At 70.1% G+C, this 16,366-nt stretch carries 15 protein-coding genes; 11 read left to right on the forward strand and 4 right to left on the reverse strand.

From position 1 onward, the window contains the following. The first annotated feature begins 125 nt into the window (after positions 1 to 125). Positions 126 to 1,130 (forward strand): LacI family DNA-binding transcriptional regulator, encoded by a 1,005-nt coding sequence (locus AC3WLB_RS13325; RefSeq protein ID WP_492506690.1) that lies wholly within the window; start codon positions 126 to 128, stop codon positions 1,128 to 1,130. Positions 1,131 to 1,154: 24 nt separating this feature from the next. On the opposite strand, the gene AC3WLB_RS13330 is transcribed toward AC3WLB_RS13325, so the two are convergent. Next, the gene (locus tag AC3WLB_RS13330) at positions 1,155 to 2,441 is read right to left on the reverse strand and encodes an adenylosuccinate synthase (protein ID WP_492506692.1); all 1,287 of its coding nucleotides are present in this window, start codon (positions 2,439 to 2,441) and stop codon (positions 1,155 to 1,157) included. A 108-nt stretch (positions 2,442 to 2,549) separates the two neighbouring features. Here AC3WLB_RS13330 and AC3WLB_RS13335 point away from each other — a divergent pair, with 108 nt between their 5' ends. Continuing rightward, entirely contained in the window at positions 2,550 to 2,825 is a 276-nt protein-coding gene (locus tag AC3WLB_RS13335) for a thioredoxin domain-containing protein (protein WP_022898399.1), read from the forward strand. On the opposite strand, the gene AC3WLB_RS13340 is transcribed toward AC3WLB_RS13335, so the two are convergent. After that, positions 2,822 to 3,787, reverse strand: a complete 966-nt coding sequence (locus AC3WLB_RS13340; RefSeq protein ID WP_492506695.1) for a Vgb family protein — start codon at positions 3,785 to 3,787, stop codon at positions 2,822 to 2,824. The genes AC3WLB_RS13335 and AC3WLB_RS13340 overlap by 4 nt on opposite strands. An 87-nt stretch (positions 3,788 to 3,874) precedes the next feature. Here AC3WLB_RS13340 and AC3WLB_RS13345 point away from each other — a divergent pair, with 87 nt between their 5' ends. Then, the gene (locus AC3WLB_RS13345) at positions 3,875 to 5,332 is read left to right on the forward strand and encodes a hypothetical protein (RefSeq protein WP_492506697.1); all 1,458 of its coding nucleotides are present in this window, start codon (positions 3,875 to 3,877) and stop codon (positions 5,330 to 5,332) included. Positions 5,333 to 5,361: 29 nt separating this feature from the next. Here the strand turns inward: AC3WLB_RS13345 and AC3WLB_RS13350 are convergent, their stop codons facing one another. Continuing rightward, positions 5,362 to 6,366: a serine hydrolase domain-containing protein gene (locus AC3WLB_RS13350; protein WP_492506699.1), complete on the reverse strand. Its 1,005-nt coding sequence runs from the start codon at positions 6,364 to 6,366 to the stop codon at positions 5,362 to 5,364. A 162-nt stretch (positions 6,367 to 6,528) separates the two neighbouring features. On the opposite strand from AC3WLB_RS13350, the gene AC3WLB_RS13355 reads away from it, so the two are divergent. The 7 genes from AC3WLB_RS13355 to mnhG all read left to right on the forward strand — a co-directional run bounded on the left by AC3WLB_RS13355 (position 6,529) and on the right by mnhG (position 14,027). After that, on the forward strand, positions 6,529 to 7,668 hold the full coding sequence (locus AC3WLB_RS13355; RefSeq protein WP_492506701.1) for an ATP-binding protein: 1,140 nt from the start codon (positions 6,529 to 6,531) through the stop codon (positions 7,666 to 7,668). A 115-nt stretch (positions 7,669 to 7,783) separates the two neighbouring features. Further along, the gene (locus tag AC3WLB_RS13360; protein WP_492506703.1) at positions 7,784 to 10,771 is read left to right on the forward strand and encodes a Na+/H+ antiporter subunit A; all 2,988 of its coding nucleotides are present in this window, start codon (positions 7,784 to 7,786) and stop codon (positions 10,769 to 10,771) included. After that, positions 10,768 to 11,292 carry a sodium:proton antiporter gene (locus tag AC3WLB_RS13365; protein WP_492506705.1) on the forward strand — a complete coding sequence of 175 codons (525 nt, stop codon included), beginning with the start codon at positions 10,768 to 10,770 and terminating at the stop codon, positions 11,290 to 11,292. The genes AC3WLB_RS13360 and AC3WLB_RS13365 overlap by 4 nt, the downstream gene beginning before the upstream one ends. Next, the gene (locus AC3WLB_RS13370; RefSeq protein WP_492506707.1) at positions 11,289 to 12,866 is read left to right on the forward strand and encodes a Na+/H+ antiporter subunit D; all 1,578 of its coding nucleotides are present in this window, start codon (positions 11,289 to 11,291) and stop codon (positions 12,864 to 12,866) included. Before AC3WLB_RS13365 ends, AC3WLB_RS13370 begins: the two co-directional genes overlap by 4 nt. Then, positions 12,863 to 13,399: a Na+/H+ antiporter subunit E gene (locus AC3WLB_RS13375; RefSeq protein WP_492506709.1), complete on the forward strand. Its 537-nt coding sequence runs from the start codon at positions 12,863 to 12,865 to the stop codon at positions 13,397 to 13,399. The genes AC3WLB_RS13370 and AC3WLB_RS13375 overlap by 4 nt, the downstream gene beginning before the upstream one ends. Further along, positions 13,396 to 13,659, forward strand: coding sequence for a monovalent cation/H+ antiporter complex subunit F (locus tag AC3WLB_RS13380; protein ID WP_022898580.1), 264 nt, complete (start codon positions 13,396 to 13,398; stop codon positions 13,657 to 13,659). The genes AC3WLB_RS13375 and AC3WLB_RS13380 overlap by 4 nt, the downstream gene beginning before the upstream one ends. Further along, on the forward strand, positions 13,656 to 14,027 hold the full coding sequence (mnhG, locus tag AC3WLB_RS13385) for a monovalent cation/H(+) antiporter subunit G (RefSeq protein ID WP_492506711.1): 372 nt from the start codon (positions 13,656 to 13,658) through the stop codon (positions 14,025 to 14,027). The genes AC3WLB_RS13380 and mnhG overlap by 4 nt, the downstream gene beginning before the upstream one ends. Here the strand turns inward: mnhG and AC3WLB_RS13390 are convergent. Then, the gene (locus tag AC3WLB_RS13390; protein ID WP_492506713.1) at positions 13,999 to 15,123 is read right to left on the reverse strand and encodes an epoxide hydrolase family protein; all 1,125 of its coding nucleotides are present in this window, start codon (positions 15,121 to 15,123) and stop codon (positions 13,999 to 14,001) included. The genes mnhG and AC3WLB_RS13390 overlap by 29 nt on opposite strands. Positions 15,124 to 15,265: 142 nt before the next feature. On the opposite strand from AC3WLB_RS13390, the gene AC3WLB_RS13395 reads away from it, so the two are divergent. Beyond that, entirely contained in the window at positions 15,266 to 16,342 is a 1,077-nt protein-coding gene (locus tag AC3WLB_RS13395; protein WP_492506715.1) for a cupin domain-containing protein, read from the forward strand. Positions 16,343 to 16,366 lie beyond the last annotated feature (24 nt).

Consider the following 16,366-nt stretch of genomic DNA (forward strand, 5'->3'; position numbering starts at 1 on the left):
GCGGTGCCAGGGATGTGAAGTGCGGGGTGGTGTGGAACACCCTCGGTGCCAGAATCCTCGCCGGGCTCGCGGAGAGTGTCAAACGTTTTCGAAAACATTTTCCATTGCCGCGCTATGCTGTGCGGATGAGCCGACGAACGACCATCCAAGACGTCGCCGCAGCCGCCGGCGTCTCGGTGTCGACCGTGTCGAAGGCGGTCAACGGGCGGTACGGCATCTCGAGCGAGACCACCCGGCGGGTGCTCGAGGTGGTGCAGGAGCTCGGCTATGAATCGAGCCTCATCGCCAGCAGCATGCGTTCGCGGCGCACCGGTGTGATCGGGGTGCTGGTGGCGGATTTCGAGCCGTTCAGCGCCGAGATCCTGAAGGGCGTGGCCTCGGCGCTGCACGATTCTCGGCTCGATCTGCTCGCCTACAGCGCCTCGCGCCAGCACGAGGGCGCCGGCTGGGAGCAGCGTTCGCTCAGCCGGCTGAGCGGCACCCTCATCGACGGTGCCATCATCGTCACGCCGACGGTCATCGGTGTGAACACCGAGGTTCCGATCGTCGCCGTCGACCCGCACACCGGGCGCGCCGATCTACCCACCGTGGAGTCGGACAGCTTCGGCGGGGCGATGCAGGCCACCACCCACCTGATCGAGCTCGGCCACACCCGCATCGCCTTCGTGTCGGGCCGGCCCGACCTGCGCTCCTCCGTGCTGCGGGATGCCGGCTACCGGCGCGCAATCGAGGTGGCACGCATCCCGTTCGATCCGTCGCTCGTGCGGGTCGGGCTCTACGAGTCCGAGACGGCCAGGAGCACGGCGGCCTCACTGCTCTCGTCGCCGAACCGGCCCACCGCGGTGTTCGCCGCCAACGACCTTTCGGCGATCGCCATCATCCAGACCGCCGCCGAACTCGGGCTCGAGGTGCCGGGCGACCTCTCGGTGATCGGCTTCGACGACGTGCCCGAGGCGTCGCGGCTCACCCCGCCGCTCACCACCATCCGGCAGTCGATGCAGACCATGGGCGCCGCCGCCGCAGGCCTCCTGGTGCAGCTGATGAACGGGGAGACGCCCGACACCACGCACATCCGGCTGCCCACCCGGCTCGTGCGCCGCGCCACCACCGCGCCGCCGCGCGCCGACTGACGCGGCCCGACCCGCGCCCGGGCGCTACTCGAGCAGGTCGTGCCGCACGACGATGGCGTCGCGGTCGGGGCCGACACCGATGGCCGAGATGCGCGACCCGCTCATCTCTTCGAGGGCGAGCACGTAGCGCTGCGCCGCCGCGGGCAGGTCGCCGAACTCGCGCACGCCCGTGATGTCTTCGCTCCAGCCCTCGAACTCCTCGTAGATGGGCACCGCGTGGTGGAAGTCGCTCTGCGAGACCGGCACCTCGTCGACCCGCACGCCGTCGACGTCGTAGGCGACGCAGACGGGGATGGTCGTGAGCCCGGTGAGCACGTCGAGCTTCGTGAGCACGAAGTCGGTGACACCGTTGATGCGGGTGGTGTAGCGGGCGATCGGCGCGTCGTACCAGCCCGTGCGACGCGGGCGACCGGTGGTGGTGCCGAACTCGAAGCCCTGCGAGCGCAGGAACTCGCCCGACTCGTCGAAGAGTTCGGTGGGGAACGGGCCGGCGCCGACGCGGGTGGTGTACGCCTTCACGACCCCGATCACGCGGTCGATGCGGTTGGGCGCGACACCCGAGCCCGTGGCGGCTCCGCCCGAGGTGGCGTTCGACGACGTGACGAACGGGTAGGTGCCGTGATCGACGTCGAGCATGGTGGCCTGGCCGCCCTCGAAGAGCACGGTCTTGCCCTCTTTCAGGGCACGGTCGAGCACCAGCGAGGTGTCGGCCACCATCGGCCGCAGCCGCTCGGTGTAGGAGAGCAGTTCGTCGACCACCTCGTCGGCGGCGATGGCACGCCGGTTGTACACCTTGACCAGGATGTGGTTCTTGACGTCGAGCGCGCCCTCGACCTTCTGGCGCAGGATGCCCTCGTCGAAGAGGTCTTGGATGCGGATGCCGACCCGGTTGATCTTGTCGGCGTAGGCCGGCCCGATGCCGCGCCCGGTGGTGCCGATCTGGCGCTTGCCGAGGAAGCGCTCGGTCACCTTGTCGAGGGTGCGGTGATAGGCGGTGATGACGTGCGCGTTGGCGCTGACGAGCAGCCGTGAGACGTCGACGCCCCGCGACCCCAGCGCCTCGAGCTCGTTGAACAGCACCTCGACGTCGACCACGACGCCGTTGGAGATGACCGGGGTGACACCAGGGGTGAGGATGCCCGAGGGCAGCAGGTGCAGCGCGTACTTCTTGTCGCCCACCACCACCGTGTGGCCGGCGTTGTTGCCGCCGTTGAACTTGACGACGTAGTCGACGCGGCTGCCGAGCAGGTCGGTCGCCTTACCTTTTCCTTCGTCGCCCCACTGGGCGCCGATCAAGACGATCGCTGGCATGTGGATTTCCCTCCAGTTGACGATCGATTCTATCGTGGGGCGTCCGGGCATCCTGGCGCTGGGGAATCCGAGCGGGCCGTCCTCGGTTGTGCAGGAGAGGAGGACGGCATGGCCGAATTGAGCGTCACCCTGTATTCGTCGAGCTTCTGCGGCGCCTGCTCGAGCACGCGCGCGACACTCGACCAGGTTGCGCCCTTGGTCGGCGACCGCGTCGAGTGGCGCGAGGTGAACGTGGCCGACGCTCCCGACGAGAGCGAGGCGCGCGGCATCGTGGCGACGCCCACCATCGTCATCACCGACGCGGCTGGGGTGGAGCGGATGCGCGCATCCGGGGTCCCGACGCCCACCCAGGTGCTCACGGCCCTGGCGTCGGCCCTCCCCTAGCCGGCGGCCTGCGGCGTGTGGGCGACCAGGGCACCGGACTCCATCGCCACCCAGACGGTGCCGTCGGGGGCGACCGCCACCCCGTGCGGCTCGGAGTGCACGCCGGGGAGGTCCAGCACCTCGAAGTGCACCTCCCCGTCGGGAGTGGTGAGGTGGGCGAGCTGGTTCGAGCCCCAGAGGCTCACCCAGAAGCCGCCGGCGGGGTCGGCCGCGATGGCGTGCGGCTTCGACTCGTGCCACGGCAACGGATGCTCGGTCACCCTCCCTGCACGGTCGACGCGCCCGATCGCCCCCGCCAGGATCTCGCAGAACCACGCGGCGCCGTCGGCACCGACCGTGATGCCGACCGGGCCGGCGTGCGGCGTCGGCAGCTCGAACAGCTGCACCGCCGAGTCGCCGCCGCGGATGTAGCCGATCGCGTTCGCCTGGTTCGCCGTGAACCACAGGCTCTCGCCGGCCGAGGCGATCATCGACACGAAGCCCTCGTGGGTGCCGGAGGGGAACTCGGTGACCCGCCCGAGCAGATCGATGTGGCCCAGCGCGTCGCGGCCGAGCTCGGTGAACCAGGCGGTGCCGTCGGCCTGGGTGGTGATGCCGAACGGCTGCGCGCCGGCGGTCGGCACGGGGATGCGGCGCAGCACGCCCTCGGGCCCGACGAGCAGCACGGCGTCGCCCGCCGTGTCGGTGACCCACACGGAGTCCTCGCCCGCAGCGGCGACCTGCGCGGTCTGCGCGCCACCGGCACCGCCCGCAGCCTCCGCGGACCGCGCCGGCTCGCCGCCGCCCGCGTCGCTCACCAACTCGAACCGGCGCACCGAGACCCCACCCGACGCATCCGGAACCACTCGCAGCACCGCTCCGGCGTGCACGAGCGTGCACCACACCGCGCCGTCGGCGGTGACCGCCACCCCGTACGGGCCCTCGGCGTCGGACGCGACCTCGTGCACAGCGAACGAACTCATCCCCCGAGACTACCGACCGCCGCCCGCCGGTCGGTGGACGATTGCGGCCCGCGAGTGCCTGAGAATGGTGGCGAGGGGAGGAGCCGCATGAGCGCAGTGTCGTTCGACGGAGCACCCGCGCCCTCGAAGGCCTTCCTGACGGCGGGCCGGCTCGTGGCGAGCACGCTGCCCGGCGCCCCGCCGGCCTCACCGGCGGACGTGGACGAGCTCGCCACCATGGCGTCCGGCGCGGCGCCGGAAGTGTGGTCGGAGCGCTCGGTCGTCATCCTCACCGGATTGATCCTCGCCGCCACCCGCGCCGGACGGGTGCAGAAGGCGGTCGCGCTGGCCGAGGAGCACTTCGACGACAACGCGCTGCGGCGCCCGGCACGAGCCAGCGCGGCGACGACGACCGCCCTCCTCGCCGCGGTCGCCGAAGCGTATGCGGCCGCGGGCTGGCCGCGCCGGGCGACCCGGTTCGCGTCCCGATCCTCGGTGAACGCCGAGAACGCGCGGGATGCGTCCGCCGAGTTCCGCGCGCAGGCGCTGCTCGGCCTCAGCCGGGCCATCAACGGCGAGTACGAGCACGCCCAGGCGAGCCTCGCGCGCTGCCGCGAGTTGCAGCAGACGAACGGCTGGGCAGAGACCGAGGCGTTCTACCCGCTCCTGCTCGCCGAGACCCTCGTCGCATCCGCCGAATTCGACGTGGCGGCTCTGCAGCGCATCACCACCACGCTCAGAACCGTCGCACCGCTCGATCCCACCTGGCAGCTCACCGCGTCGGCGACCGAGGCGATGGGCCTGCTCCTCACCCGCGACCTCAACCGGGCGATCCCTCTGCTCGTCTCGATCATCCACAGCACCGACCGCGGCGACGACTTCTCCATGGTGCAGGGCTTCGTGCTGGGCATCTACGCCGATCTGCTGCTCTCCCGCGGCGACGCCCGCCGGGCCCTGTCGGCGCTCGAGAACCATGTCTCCCCACCAGGCCACGCCCTGTGCTTCGACATGCAGCGCTCGGCGGCCCTGCTGCAACTGGGCCGCAATCGTGAGGCGCTGGTCGTGACCGATCCCTGCCTCCGGCTCGGCGCCGATCACTGCCTGCGCACCATACCGCCGCTGCTGTTCCGGCGCGCGATCGCCCACCAACGCCTCGGCAACCTCGCCGCCGCCGACGACAGCTTCGAGGAGGCCTTCCACCTCATCACCGCATCCGGATCGGCGACGCCGCTGCTCACCCTGCCGCGCGACGAGGTCGCCGAGCTCCTCGGGAGGTTGCAGAGCCGCCGGCCGGATGCGCAGGCCGAGATCGAGGAGGTGCGCCGCAGGCTGGCGGCCGTGCCCGAGGTCGATGTCCGGCGCTCACAGCTTCCGGCGCTGACCCCGACGGAGGAGCGGCTCGCCGCGAACATCCGCGAGCCCTTGTCGTACGGCGAGATCGCAGCGCGATCCTTCGTGTCGCTCAACACACTGAAGACCCAGGTGCAGAACCTCTACCGCAAGCTCGGCGTGACGAGCCGGGCGGATGCGCTCGCCAGGCTCGAGCAGGCCGGCTTCTACGACTGACCACCCGCTGGCGGCGGTCCGCCGCCCCCTCAGCTCGCGGCGACGACCGCGTTGTTCAGCTCGTCGGGGTCGACGCCCACCCGCCGCACGTCGAGCAGGTTCGTGAGCAGCACGAAGCAGAGGTCGAGCTCGGGGTAGAGCCACCACTGACTGCCCGACCAGCCCTCGTGCCCGAACGCGTTGCGGTGCAGGAGCGCCGTCGAGGCCTGGCGGATGTTCCAGGTGAGCCCGAAGTCACGCCGCGGGTCGCCGGGCACCGGCTCGGGCAGCCCGATGGTGCGCGGCTCGAGCATGCCCCGCAGCGTCTCGCGGTGCAGCACCTCGCCGCGCGCACCGCCGAGCGCGCGCAGCAGCGAGCCGCCCACCTCGAGCAGCCCCGCAGCGGTGCCGTTGACCCCGGCGGCTGGATGCCGGTGCCGCGCCATCGCGGCGTAGTCGAGCCCCACGTCCGCCTGCCCGAACACCTCGTGCGGGTCGGCCGCGGGGTCGAAGGTGAGGCCCGCGGAGAGGCCTTCGACCTCATCCTGCAGCGTGCGGCCGGTGACGGCGGAGAGGATGCGCGCCGCCCCGTGGAAGGCGATGTTCGAGTAGCGCGTCATGGTGCCGGGCGCGAAGTCGGGCCGGGCGCGGTCGAGCGCCTCGTCGAGTGGGCGGGGGTCGTCGAGCGGCGGATCGGCGAGACCCGCGGTGTGCGAGAGCAGGTGCTCGAGCCGGATTCCCGCACGCCACGGCTCGTTCGCCGGGGGCGCGTCGGGGAACGCCGACGCCAAGGATGCCCGGAGGGAGAGCTCGCCGCGCTCGAACGAGCGCGCGATCACGATGCCCGAGAGCGGCTTCGAGACCGAGAACAGTGCGTAGTGGTCGTCGACCCGCGCCGTGCGGGGGTCGCTCCCGGTGAAAGCCTCGACGTGCTGCGTGCCGGCCGACGTGGCGACGCCGAACACCGCCGACGGCAGCGGCCCCTCCTCCACCTGCCGTCGCACCCAGCGCACCGCGTCGTCCAGCACCAGTGTTCCCACGCTTCCCCCGCTCACCGTCTCCTCCCCCGATTACACCGCACCCGCCCCGCCGATCGCCAATCCGCGTCGGCAATCTGATCTGATTTGATCAGATTCAATAAGGAAAGCTTTATAAACAGTGATAGATTGTGATTCGTGGAGACTGCTCCTAATCCATTCAAGCCAGGTGCCGGCCGAGTGCCACCGGAGCTGGCAGGTCGGTCCGCGCTCATCGACGAGTTCGTCGGGGTGCTGTGGGAATCCCGGCAGACCGGAGAGGGTCAGCGCCCCTGGGTGCTCTCCGGTCTTCGCGGGGTGGGCAAGACCGTCTTGCTCAATCAGTTCGGGCGGGAGGCCCAGGAGCTAGGTCTTCTAGTCGTGAAGGTCGAAGCTTCGCCCGGGCAATCTCTCGCCGCCGCTCTGTCGAAGCAACTCAATCTGACCCTGCGGCGCATCATCTCCACATCGGAGAAGGCTCGGCAGCTCTGGCTTCGTGCAGCGCGCGTACTGAAGTCGTTCCAGATCCGAGTCGATCCGAGCGGCAGCTACACCTTCGGCGTCGACCTGGAGGCTGAGACCGGAGTCGCAGACAGCGGAGACCTCGCGGTCGACCTCCAAGAACTCCTCGAAGCGATCGGCGTCGCAGCGCGCGATGTCGGCAGCACTCTCTTGGTGATGGTCGATGAATTGCAGGAGGCCCCGGAAAAGGAATTGGCCGCTCTGAACGTCGCGCTGCACAACCTCGGCCAGAGCCCCTTCCCTCCGCCGATCGTCTTCGTGGGAGCAGGCCTGCCGTCTCTGCCGAGCGTGCTCGCCGACGCGACGAGCTATGCCGAGCGTCTCTACGACTACCGACCGGTCGACCTGCTCGACGAGCCCGCGACGAGGAACGCACTCGCCGTGCCGGCACGGGGGTACGGCGTCGAGTGGAAAGAGGATGCACTCGCAGCGGTCGTGGCGGTGACCGGCGGCTATCCCTATTTCATTCAGGCCTGCGGCAGCCACGTCTGGTCGGCCAGAACCTCTGATGTCATCACGCTCGACGACGCCGAAATCGGGATCGACCTCGCGCGTGCGGAGATCGACCGCGGGCTCTACCGATCCCGCTGGGAGCGTGCGACGCGCGCCCAACAGTCCTTCATGCTCGCGATGGCCGACGACGACGACGCCCGGTCGACGATCCGCGATCTCGCCACTCGGTTGGGAAAGAAATCGACCGACCTGTCGGTCGCCCGCCGCGATCTCATTCGTAGCGGCAACATCTACTCTCCGGAACGCGGGTATGTGGCCTTCACCGTGCCGGGGATGGCCGCGTTCATCAAGCGACAGGCGGGCTGAGCAAGGGCGGCTTCGAACGCTCCGGGCGGCACTCAGAAGGCCCGGGTAGACTGAGGGCTGCCCCTCTCCCCGACATGATGAGGGCTGCCCCTCTCCCCGACATGAGGAGATCCGCGTGATCCTGGTCCTGCTGCTGTTCGCAGGACTTGCAGCGCTCACTCCGCTTCTCACCCGGCTGCTGTCGACACGGGTGTTCTACCTCATCGCGGCGCTGCCGGCCGGCGCATTCGTCTTCACGCTGACGCAGAGCGAGCAGGTGCTGCACGGCGGGGCCGCCACCGAGACCGTGCAGTGGATTCCCCAGCTCGGCATCGCCCTGAGCTTCCGGGTCGACACCCTGGCCTGGCTCCTCGCCCTCGTCGTGACCGGCGTGGGCGCCCTGGTGCTCGTGTACTGCGCCCGGTACTTCTCTCCCCGCGAACCCCAGCTCGGCCGTTTCGCCGCGCTGCTGCTCGCCTTCGCCGGCACCATGTACGGCCTCGTCACCGCCGACGACATCTACATCATGTTCATGTTCTGGGAGATCACGAGCGTGCTCTCCTACCTCCTCATCGGCCACTACACCGACCGCAAGGAGAGCCGCGGCGCCGCCCTGCAGGCGCTGCTCGTCACCACCTTCGGCGGCCTTGCGATGCTGGTCGGCATCGTGCTGCTGACGGTGGATGCCGGCACCAGCTCCATTGCGCGCCTGGTCAGCGACCCGCCGGCCGGTTCGGCACTCGTCACCACGTCGATCATGCTCATCCTGGTGGGCGCTCTGTCGAAGTCGGCGCTCGTGCCGTTCCACTTCTGGCTCCCCGCCGCCATGGCGGCACCTACTCCGGTGAGCGCCTACCTGCACGCCGCCGCGATGGTGAAGGCGGGCATCTACCTCATCGCCCGGCTCGCCCCCGGCTTCGCCGACACCCCCGGCTGGACGCCCGTGCTCGTCAGCCTCGGTGTCTGGACGATGCTGCTCGGCGCCTGGCGCTCGATGCGCCAGAACGACCTCAAGCTGCTGCTGGCCTACGGCACGGTCAGCCAGCTCGGTTTCCTCACCGTGGTCGTCGGCTTCGGCACACGAGACGCCGCCCTTGCGGGCGCAGCACTCCTCCTCGCCCACGCCCTCTTCAAGGCCACCCTCTTCCTCGTGGTCGGCATCGTCGACCACGACGAGGGCACCCGCGACCTCCGCGAGATCTCCGGCCTCGGCCGCCGCCGCCCCGTCCTCGCCGCCATCGCCCTCATCGCCGTGGCGAGCATGGCCGGCCTCCCGCCCCTCCTCGGCTTCGTCGCCAAGGAAGCAGTCCTCACCGCCTTCCTCGACTCCACCACCGCCGGCAACCCCTGGGGAGCCGTCGCCCTCATCGGAGTCACCCTGGGCTCCATCCTCACCGTCGCCTACTCCGCCCGCTTCTTCTGGGGCGCTTTCGCCACGAAGCCGTCCCGCCCGGAGCCCCACGAGCACCACAAGCCGGACACCCTGATCCTGATCGCCCCGATCATCCTGACGCTGGCCACGATCGCCGGCGGCCTGGCAGCCACCCCCCTGGGCCACGCCCTCGAGACCTACGCCGACACCGTCCCCCCAGCCGGCGACTACCATCTCGCCCTCTGGCATGGCCTGGAGCCCGCTCTCGGCATCTCCGCCCTCGTCATCGCGGCTGGTCTCGCCCTCTTCGCGCTCCGCAAGCCGGTCGCCCGCCTGCAGAAGAAGGTGCCCCCGCTCATCGACGCGTCGCGCACCTACTGGCAGATCGTGCGCGGCGTCGACCAGCTCGCCGCTCGGGTCACCCTCACCGCCCAGAAGGGCGGCCTGCCGCAGTACATCGGCACGATCCTGCTCGTGTTCGTGCTCTGCCTCGGCGCGGCGACCGCTCTCAACCGCACGTGGCCCACCGAGTTCGTGGCCTGGGACTACCCCGCGCAGGTGTTCGTGGCGGCGGCGATGGCGGTCGCCTCGGTGATGGCGGCACGCGCATCCCACCGGCTCGCCGCCGTGCTGCTGGTCGGCGCCACCGGTTTCGGCCTCGTGGTGCTGTTCGCCTTCCACGGCGCGCCCGACCTCGCGCTCACCCAGGCCCTGGTCGAGAGCGTGACGATCGTGGTGTTCGTGCTGGTGCTGCGTCGCCTGCCGGTGAAGATCGCGCAGCACAACACCCCGGTGCGGAAGGGCTGGCGCATCCTCATCGGCACGTTGGTGGGCGTGACCATGGGGCTGGTAGGACTCATCGCCCTCGGCGCACGCCAGGCCCCCGGCCTCGGCGAAGACCTGGCGCGGCTGGCGGTCGACGTGGGGCACGGCAAGAACGTGGTGAACGTGATGCTCGTCGACATCCGCGCCTGGGACACCATGAACGAGCTGAGCGTGCTCGTGGTGGTGGCCACCGGTGTCGCGAGCCTCATCTTCGTCACCGGCCGCAACTTCACGGTGCCGCGCCTGCGCGAGTCGAAGAAGCGCCGCAGCGGCATCCAGCGCACCCGTCTGGTCGACGACCCGCACACCTCGAGCTCCACTGACGACACCGATTCCCGCCAGCACTCCTGGCTCCTCGGCGGCAAGACGCTCTCGCCCGAGAACCGCTCGCTCATTCTCGAGGTGCTGGTGCGCCTGGTCTTCCACCCCGCGATCGTGGTCTCGATCTACCTGCTCTTCGCCGGGCACAACGCGCCGGGTGGCGGCTTCGCGGCGGGCATCCTCGCCGGGCTCGCCCTCATCGCCCGCTACCTCGCCGGCGGCCGCTACGAGATCGGCGAGACGCTGCCGATCGGCCCGGGCGTGCTGCTCGGCGCCGGCATGCTGCTGGCCACCGGAACAGCGGTCGGCTCACTGTTCTTCGGCGGCGAGATCCTCCAGTCGGCGTATTTCGAGACCGACGTGCCGCTGCTCGGCCATCTCTCCTTCGGCACCTCGACGATCTTCGACATCGGCGTCTACCTCGTGGTGATCGGCGTCGTGCTCGACATCCTGCGCGCCCTCGGCGGCGAGGTCGACCGGCAGCAGGCCGAGGACGACGTCGACGCCGCTCCCGACGACCACTCCGTCGTGGCCGACGAGGCCGAGACCCGGGGCCGCGTCGCCAGCCGCGCCACGAGCGGGCCGACCGGGGGTGATGCCGCGTGAGCGCCTCCCTCACCCTCGTGGTGCTGATGGCCGTGATGTACGGCACGGGCGTCTACGTGATGCTCGAACGCAGTCTCACGCGCATCCTGATCGGCTTCCTGCTCGTCGGCAACGCCACGAACCTGCTCATCTTCCTCATGTCGGGCCGCTCGGGCGAGTCGCCCATCATCGACGGCGCCACCCAGCCCGCCGACATCGTCGACCCGGTGCCGCAGGTGCTCATGCTCACCGCCATCGTCATCAACTTCGGCGTGACCGCGTTCATCCTGGCGCTCATCTACCGCTCGTGGTGGCTCTCGAACCTCGGCGACGAGGGCGACGACGTGACGAGCGACGAAGACGAGCAGGATGCCGCGGAGGCCGACGCGGCCCTCGCGTTCCACCAGAACCTCGAGGGCGACGACGAGGCGGTGCGGTCGGTGCTCGGCGAGGGCGACGACGACGAGTCCGACGGGCCGACGGATGCGCGGGGCGCCGCGCCCGAAGAGCCCAGCGAGCGCGATCGGGACGTGATGCGATGAACGCCCTGGTCCCGCTGCTCGTCATCATCCCGCTCGTCGGAGCGGCGATCACCCTCATCCTCGGCCGCTATCCGCGGGTGCAGATCGCCATCAGCGTCACGGCGCTGACCGCGGTGACCGCCGCCGCCGCCCTTCTCCTGGCCGAGGTCGACCGCACGGGCGTGCCGGCCGTGGTGGAGGTGGGCGCCTGGCCGCCGCCCTTCGGCATCGTGCTCGTGGTCGACCGGCTGGCCGCGATCATGGTCGTGGTCTCGGCGCTCATGCTCCTCGGCGTGCTCGTGTTCGCGGTGGGCCAGGGCATCGCCGACCGCGATCGCGACACCCCGGTCTCGATCTTCCACCCCACCTACCTCATCCTCGCCGGCGGCCTGTTCGACGCCTTCATCGCGGGCGACCTGTTCAACATGTACGTCGGCTTCGAGATGCTGCTCGCGGCCAGCTACGTGCTGCTGACGCTCGGCGGCACCGGGTCGCGCATCCGCGCCGGCGTCACCTACGTCGTGGTGAGCCTGGTGTCGTCGCTGCTCTTCCTCGGCGCGATCGCGCTCATCTACGGCGCCACCGGAACGGTGACGATGGCGTTGCTCAGCGACCGCATCCGCGAACTGCCGCTCGACGTTCAGGTGATCCTGTGCGCGGCGCTGCTGATCGGATTCGCGGTGAAAGCGGCCGTGTTCCCGCTGTCGTTCTGGTTGCCGGACTCGTACCCGACCGCCCCAGCGCCGGTGACGGCGGTGTTCGCCGGGTTGCTGACGAAGGTCGGTGTGTACGCCATCATCCGCACCGACAAGCTGCTGTTCTTCGACGTGCCGCTGACCGTGCCGCTGCTCATCATCGGCGGACTCACGATGCTGGTCGGCATCCTCGGCGCGCTCGCCCAGGCGGATGTGAAGCGCCTGCTGTCGTTCACGCTGGTGAGCCACATCGGGTACATGATCTTCGGCGTCGCCATCGGCACCGAGCTCGCCACCGGCGCCACCATCTACTACATCGTGCACCACATCACGGTGCAGACGGCCCTGTTCCTCGTGGTCGGGCTGGTCGAGCGGGTGGGCGGATCGACGTCGATCACGCGCCTCGGCGGACTGCTGAAGAAGGCTCCGTACGTCGCGATCCTGTTCTTCATCGGCGCCCTGAACCTCGGTGGCATCCCTCCGTTCTCGGGCTTCCTCGGCAAGATCGGCCTGTTCGAGGCCGGCGCGGCGTCGCCCTCGCCGCTCGTCTACGTGCTCATCGGGGCCGGTGTCATCACGTCGCTGCTCACCCTCTACGCGCTGATGCGGGTGTGGAACATGGCGTTCTGGCGGCCCAAGGAAGACGTGGAAGGGTACTCGTCGCCGATGATCGAATCGCTCCAGGAGAGCCCGGAGTCGACGAACGGCACGGCGACGGGCGTCGCGCCGGCGGTCGGCACCTCGCGCCTGATGGTGGGCGCGGCCACCGGCCTGATCGTGCTGACCCTGTGCCTCACCGTCTTCGCCGGTCCGCTTTTCGCCCTTGCTCAGCGCGCGGCGGGGAACGTCGCCACGCCGACGGCCTACGTCGACTCGGTGTTCCCCGGGGGTGCGCCGTGAGAGCGCGGATCGCGAGCGGGGTGGTCCCCTTCCTCGGCCTGGTGCTGCTGTGGATGCTGCTCTGGGGCTCGTTCAGCTGGCTGAACCTCGCTACGGGCGTCGTTCTCGCGCTGCTGGTGTCGATCGCGTTCTACCTGCCGGCGGTGGCACTGAGCGGGCGGCTCAACATCCTCTACGCGCTCGCCTTCCTGGTGCGGTTGCTGGCCGACATCGTGCGCGCGTCGCTGCAGATCGCCTGGACCGCGGTGAGCCCGCGCTATCGGCCGAGCAATGCGATCTTCGCCGTGTCGCTGCGCACCCGGTCCGACCTCGTCATGACGTTCACCGCTGAAGCCGTCTCACTCGTGCCCGGTTCGATCGTGCTCGACGTCGACCGCGAGAACGCGACCCTGTACCTGCACGCGCTGAACGTGCGGTCGGCCGACGACGTGCCGGCGCTGAAGCGCTCCGTGCTGGCCACGGAGCGGCGGCTCATCCTCGCCGCCGGCTCGGCGGCCGATCTGGCGCGGCTGCGAGAGGAGGACTCCCGATGATCGTCGTCGTCGTGATCGCCGGCCTGCTCATGGCGGCCGGCGCGGTGGGGGCGCTCTGGCGCATCATCCGCGGGCCGTCGGCGCTCGACCGGATCATCGCATCCGATGTCCTGGTGGCCACCGCCATGTGCGCCATCGGCGCCGAGATGGCCATCAACCGGCACACCGACACGCTGCCCGTGCTGCTGGGGCTGGCGCTGTTCGGCATCGTCGGTTCGGTGAGCGTGGCGCGGTTCCTGGCCTCGAGGGACGACACATGACCGGCCCGCTCGACCTCGGCTTCGACTTCGACCTGCGCGACATCGTGACGGCGGTGCTCGTGCTGCTCTCGGCGCTGATGTGCTTCGCGGCGGGCGTGGGCCTCATCCGGTTCCCGGATGTTCTGTCGCGGCTGCACGCGGCCACGAAGCCGCAGATCCTCGGCATCATGGCGATCGTGGCGGATGTCGCGGTGACCAACCCGTCGGTCGGCACGATCACGCTGGCGGTCGCCATCGTGTTCTTCCAGAGCCTCACGGCGCCGGTGTCGGCGCACATGGCGGGCCGGGCGGCCTATCGCACCGGCCACTTCCGCGCCGACACCCTCGTCGTCGACGAGTTCACGCCCCCGCCGCCGCCCACCCGCTGAGGCCGCTGAGGCGCACGGCGGAGTGCACCCCGCCGACGTAGTCCGCGGGCTGTTCCCAGGCGGCGAAGTGTCCACCGCGCGCGAACTCCTGCCAGCCCTGCACCCGGAAGAACCGGTCCGCGAACTCACGCGGTGCGTTCACGAGGTCGCGGGGGAACACGGTGAACGACGTCGGCGCTTCGATCCTGCCCCAGGGCTTGGCGCCGCTTTCGGCGTACGGAGTGAATGACGTGCCGATCGAGTCCGTCACCCAGTAGGCCGTGATCCAGGTGAGCAGCTCGTCGCGCGTGAACACCGAATCCAGGTCGCCGTCGTTGTCGGTCCAGCTGCGGAACTTCTCGGCCAGCCACGCGGCCAGGCCGGCCGGGGAGTCGCCCAGAGCGGCTGCGATGGTCTGCGTCTTGGTGCCCTGCTCGTGCATGTAGCCGCCCTCCTCGGCTTGCCAGCGATGACCGTAACGCACGTACTCCACCTCGGCCGCGGAGAGGTCCGTCGGCGGGTCCACGAGGAAGTGGTACTGCGACACGTCGGTGAGGTGCAGCGCCGCCACGCGCTCCGGGTATCTCGCCGCGAGCGCCTCCGCGACGTCGCAGCCGACGTCGCCCGCCGAGATCACGTAGCGCTCGTAGCCGAGACCGGCGACGGCGTCGGCGACCGCGTCGGCGAGCTTCACGGCCGAGAGGCCGCCTTCCGGAATGGGCGCCGCGAAGGGGAACCCGGGCAAGGCAGGCACGACGACGTTCAGGTCGGTCAGGAGCGGCAGCACGCGTTCGAAGCGGAGGATCGAGTCGGGCCAGCCGTGCAGCAGCACCACGGGAACGGCGGCGGGGTCGGGCGCCGTCTGATGGATCATCCGCACCGGCCAGCGCTCACCGGCTGCCGTCCAGGGCAGCTCACGGATGCGCTGCTCGTGCACCATCCAGTCGTAGTCGTTCGCCCAGTAGTGGATGAGGTCGGCGAGGTAGCCGGGGTCCACCCCGCGTGCCCACGGCTCGGCGGCGGCGGTGGGCACCGGGCGGAAACGCAGCAGGCGCTCCCTCAGGTCGGTCAGGACGGCGGCGGAGACGGCGGGCGGCGACGACGGAGTGATCGGCATGACTCTGTTCTACTCGTGTCCGTGCCGGGCCGCGTCAAGCAAGTTCTGCTCCGGCGAAACTCGCGCCAGTTCGGTGGCAGTGTCATATAGTTGGGGTACTGACTATCAGCGGCGACGACGTCGCGACAGGAGAGGACCTGCGATGCAGCAGATGGACGGCTCGGCCGACAGCCCCGAGCTCGAGCAGCTCTACCGCGACTTCGCCGCCAACGACATGGCGCCGCTCTGGACCCAGCGGGACGACCTGATGCCGATGACCCCTGCGCCCCAGGCGGTCGCGCACGTCTGGCGGTGGAAGACGCTCTTCGACATCGCCAAGCGCTCCGGCGAGCTCGTGCCCGTCGGCCGCGGCGGCGAGCGCCGCGCGGTCGGCCTCACCAACCCGGGCCTGCCGGGCACCGGCTACGCCACCCCCACGCTCTGGTGCGCCATCCAGTACCTCGGCGGCCACGAGACCGCCCCCGAGCACCGCCACTCCCAGAACGCCTTCCGCTTCGTGGTGGAGGGCGAGGGCGTCTGGACGGTGGTGAACGGCGATCCGGTGCGGATGAGCCGCGGCGACCTCCTGCTCACCCCCGGCTGGAACTTCCACGGTCACCACAACGACACCCCGAACCCCATGGCCTGGATCGACGGCCTCGACATCCCCTTCTCCAGTCAGATGGACGTCGGCTTCTTCGAGTTCGGCTCGGAGCGGGTGACGGATGAGGCGAGCCCGCCGTTCTCGCGGGCCGAGCGACTCTGGGCGCACCCCGGCCTCCGCCCGGTGTCAGCGCTCGAGAACACGGTGAGCTCGCCGCTCAGCGCCTACCGGTGGGAACACACGGATGCCGCGCTCACCGAGCAGCTGCGACTCGAGGACGAGGGCTACCCCGCCACCGTGTCACAGGGGCACGCCGCCATCCGGTACGTCAACCCCACCACCGGCGGTGACGTGATGCCCACCATCCGGTGCGAGTTCCACCGGCTGCGCGCCGGCGCCTCGACCGCCCCGACGCACGAGGTCGGCTCCGCCGTCTGGCAGGTCTTCGAGGGCTCCGGCACGGTCGTGCTCGGCGACACCGAGACCCGGCTCGAGACGGGCGACCTCTTCGTCGTGCCGAGCTGGGTGCCCTGGTCGCTGCACGCCGACTCGCAGTTCGATCTGTTCCGTTTCACCGACGGCCCGATCATCGACCGCCTGCACTTCGCCCGCACCTTCGTCCCGTCCGCCCCGTAGAGCCCGTCCGCCCCGTAGACCCCG

The sequence above is a fragment of the Herbiconiux sp. FW305-C-125 genome (assembly GCF_058783455.1).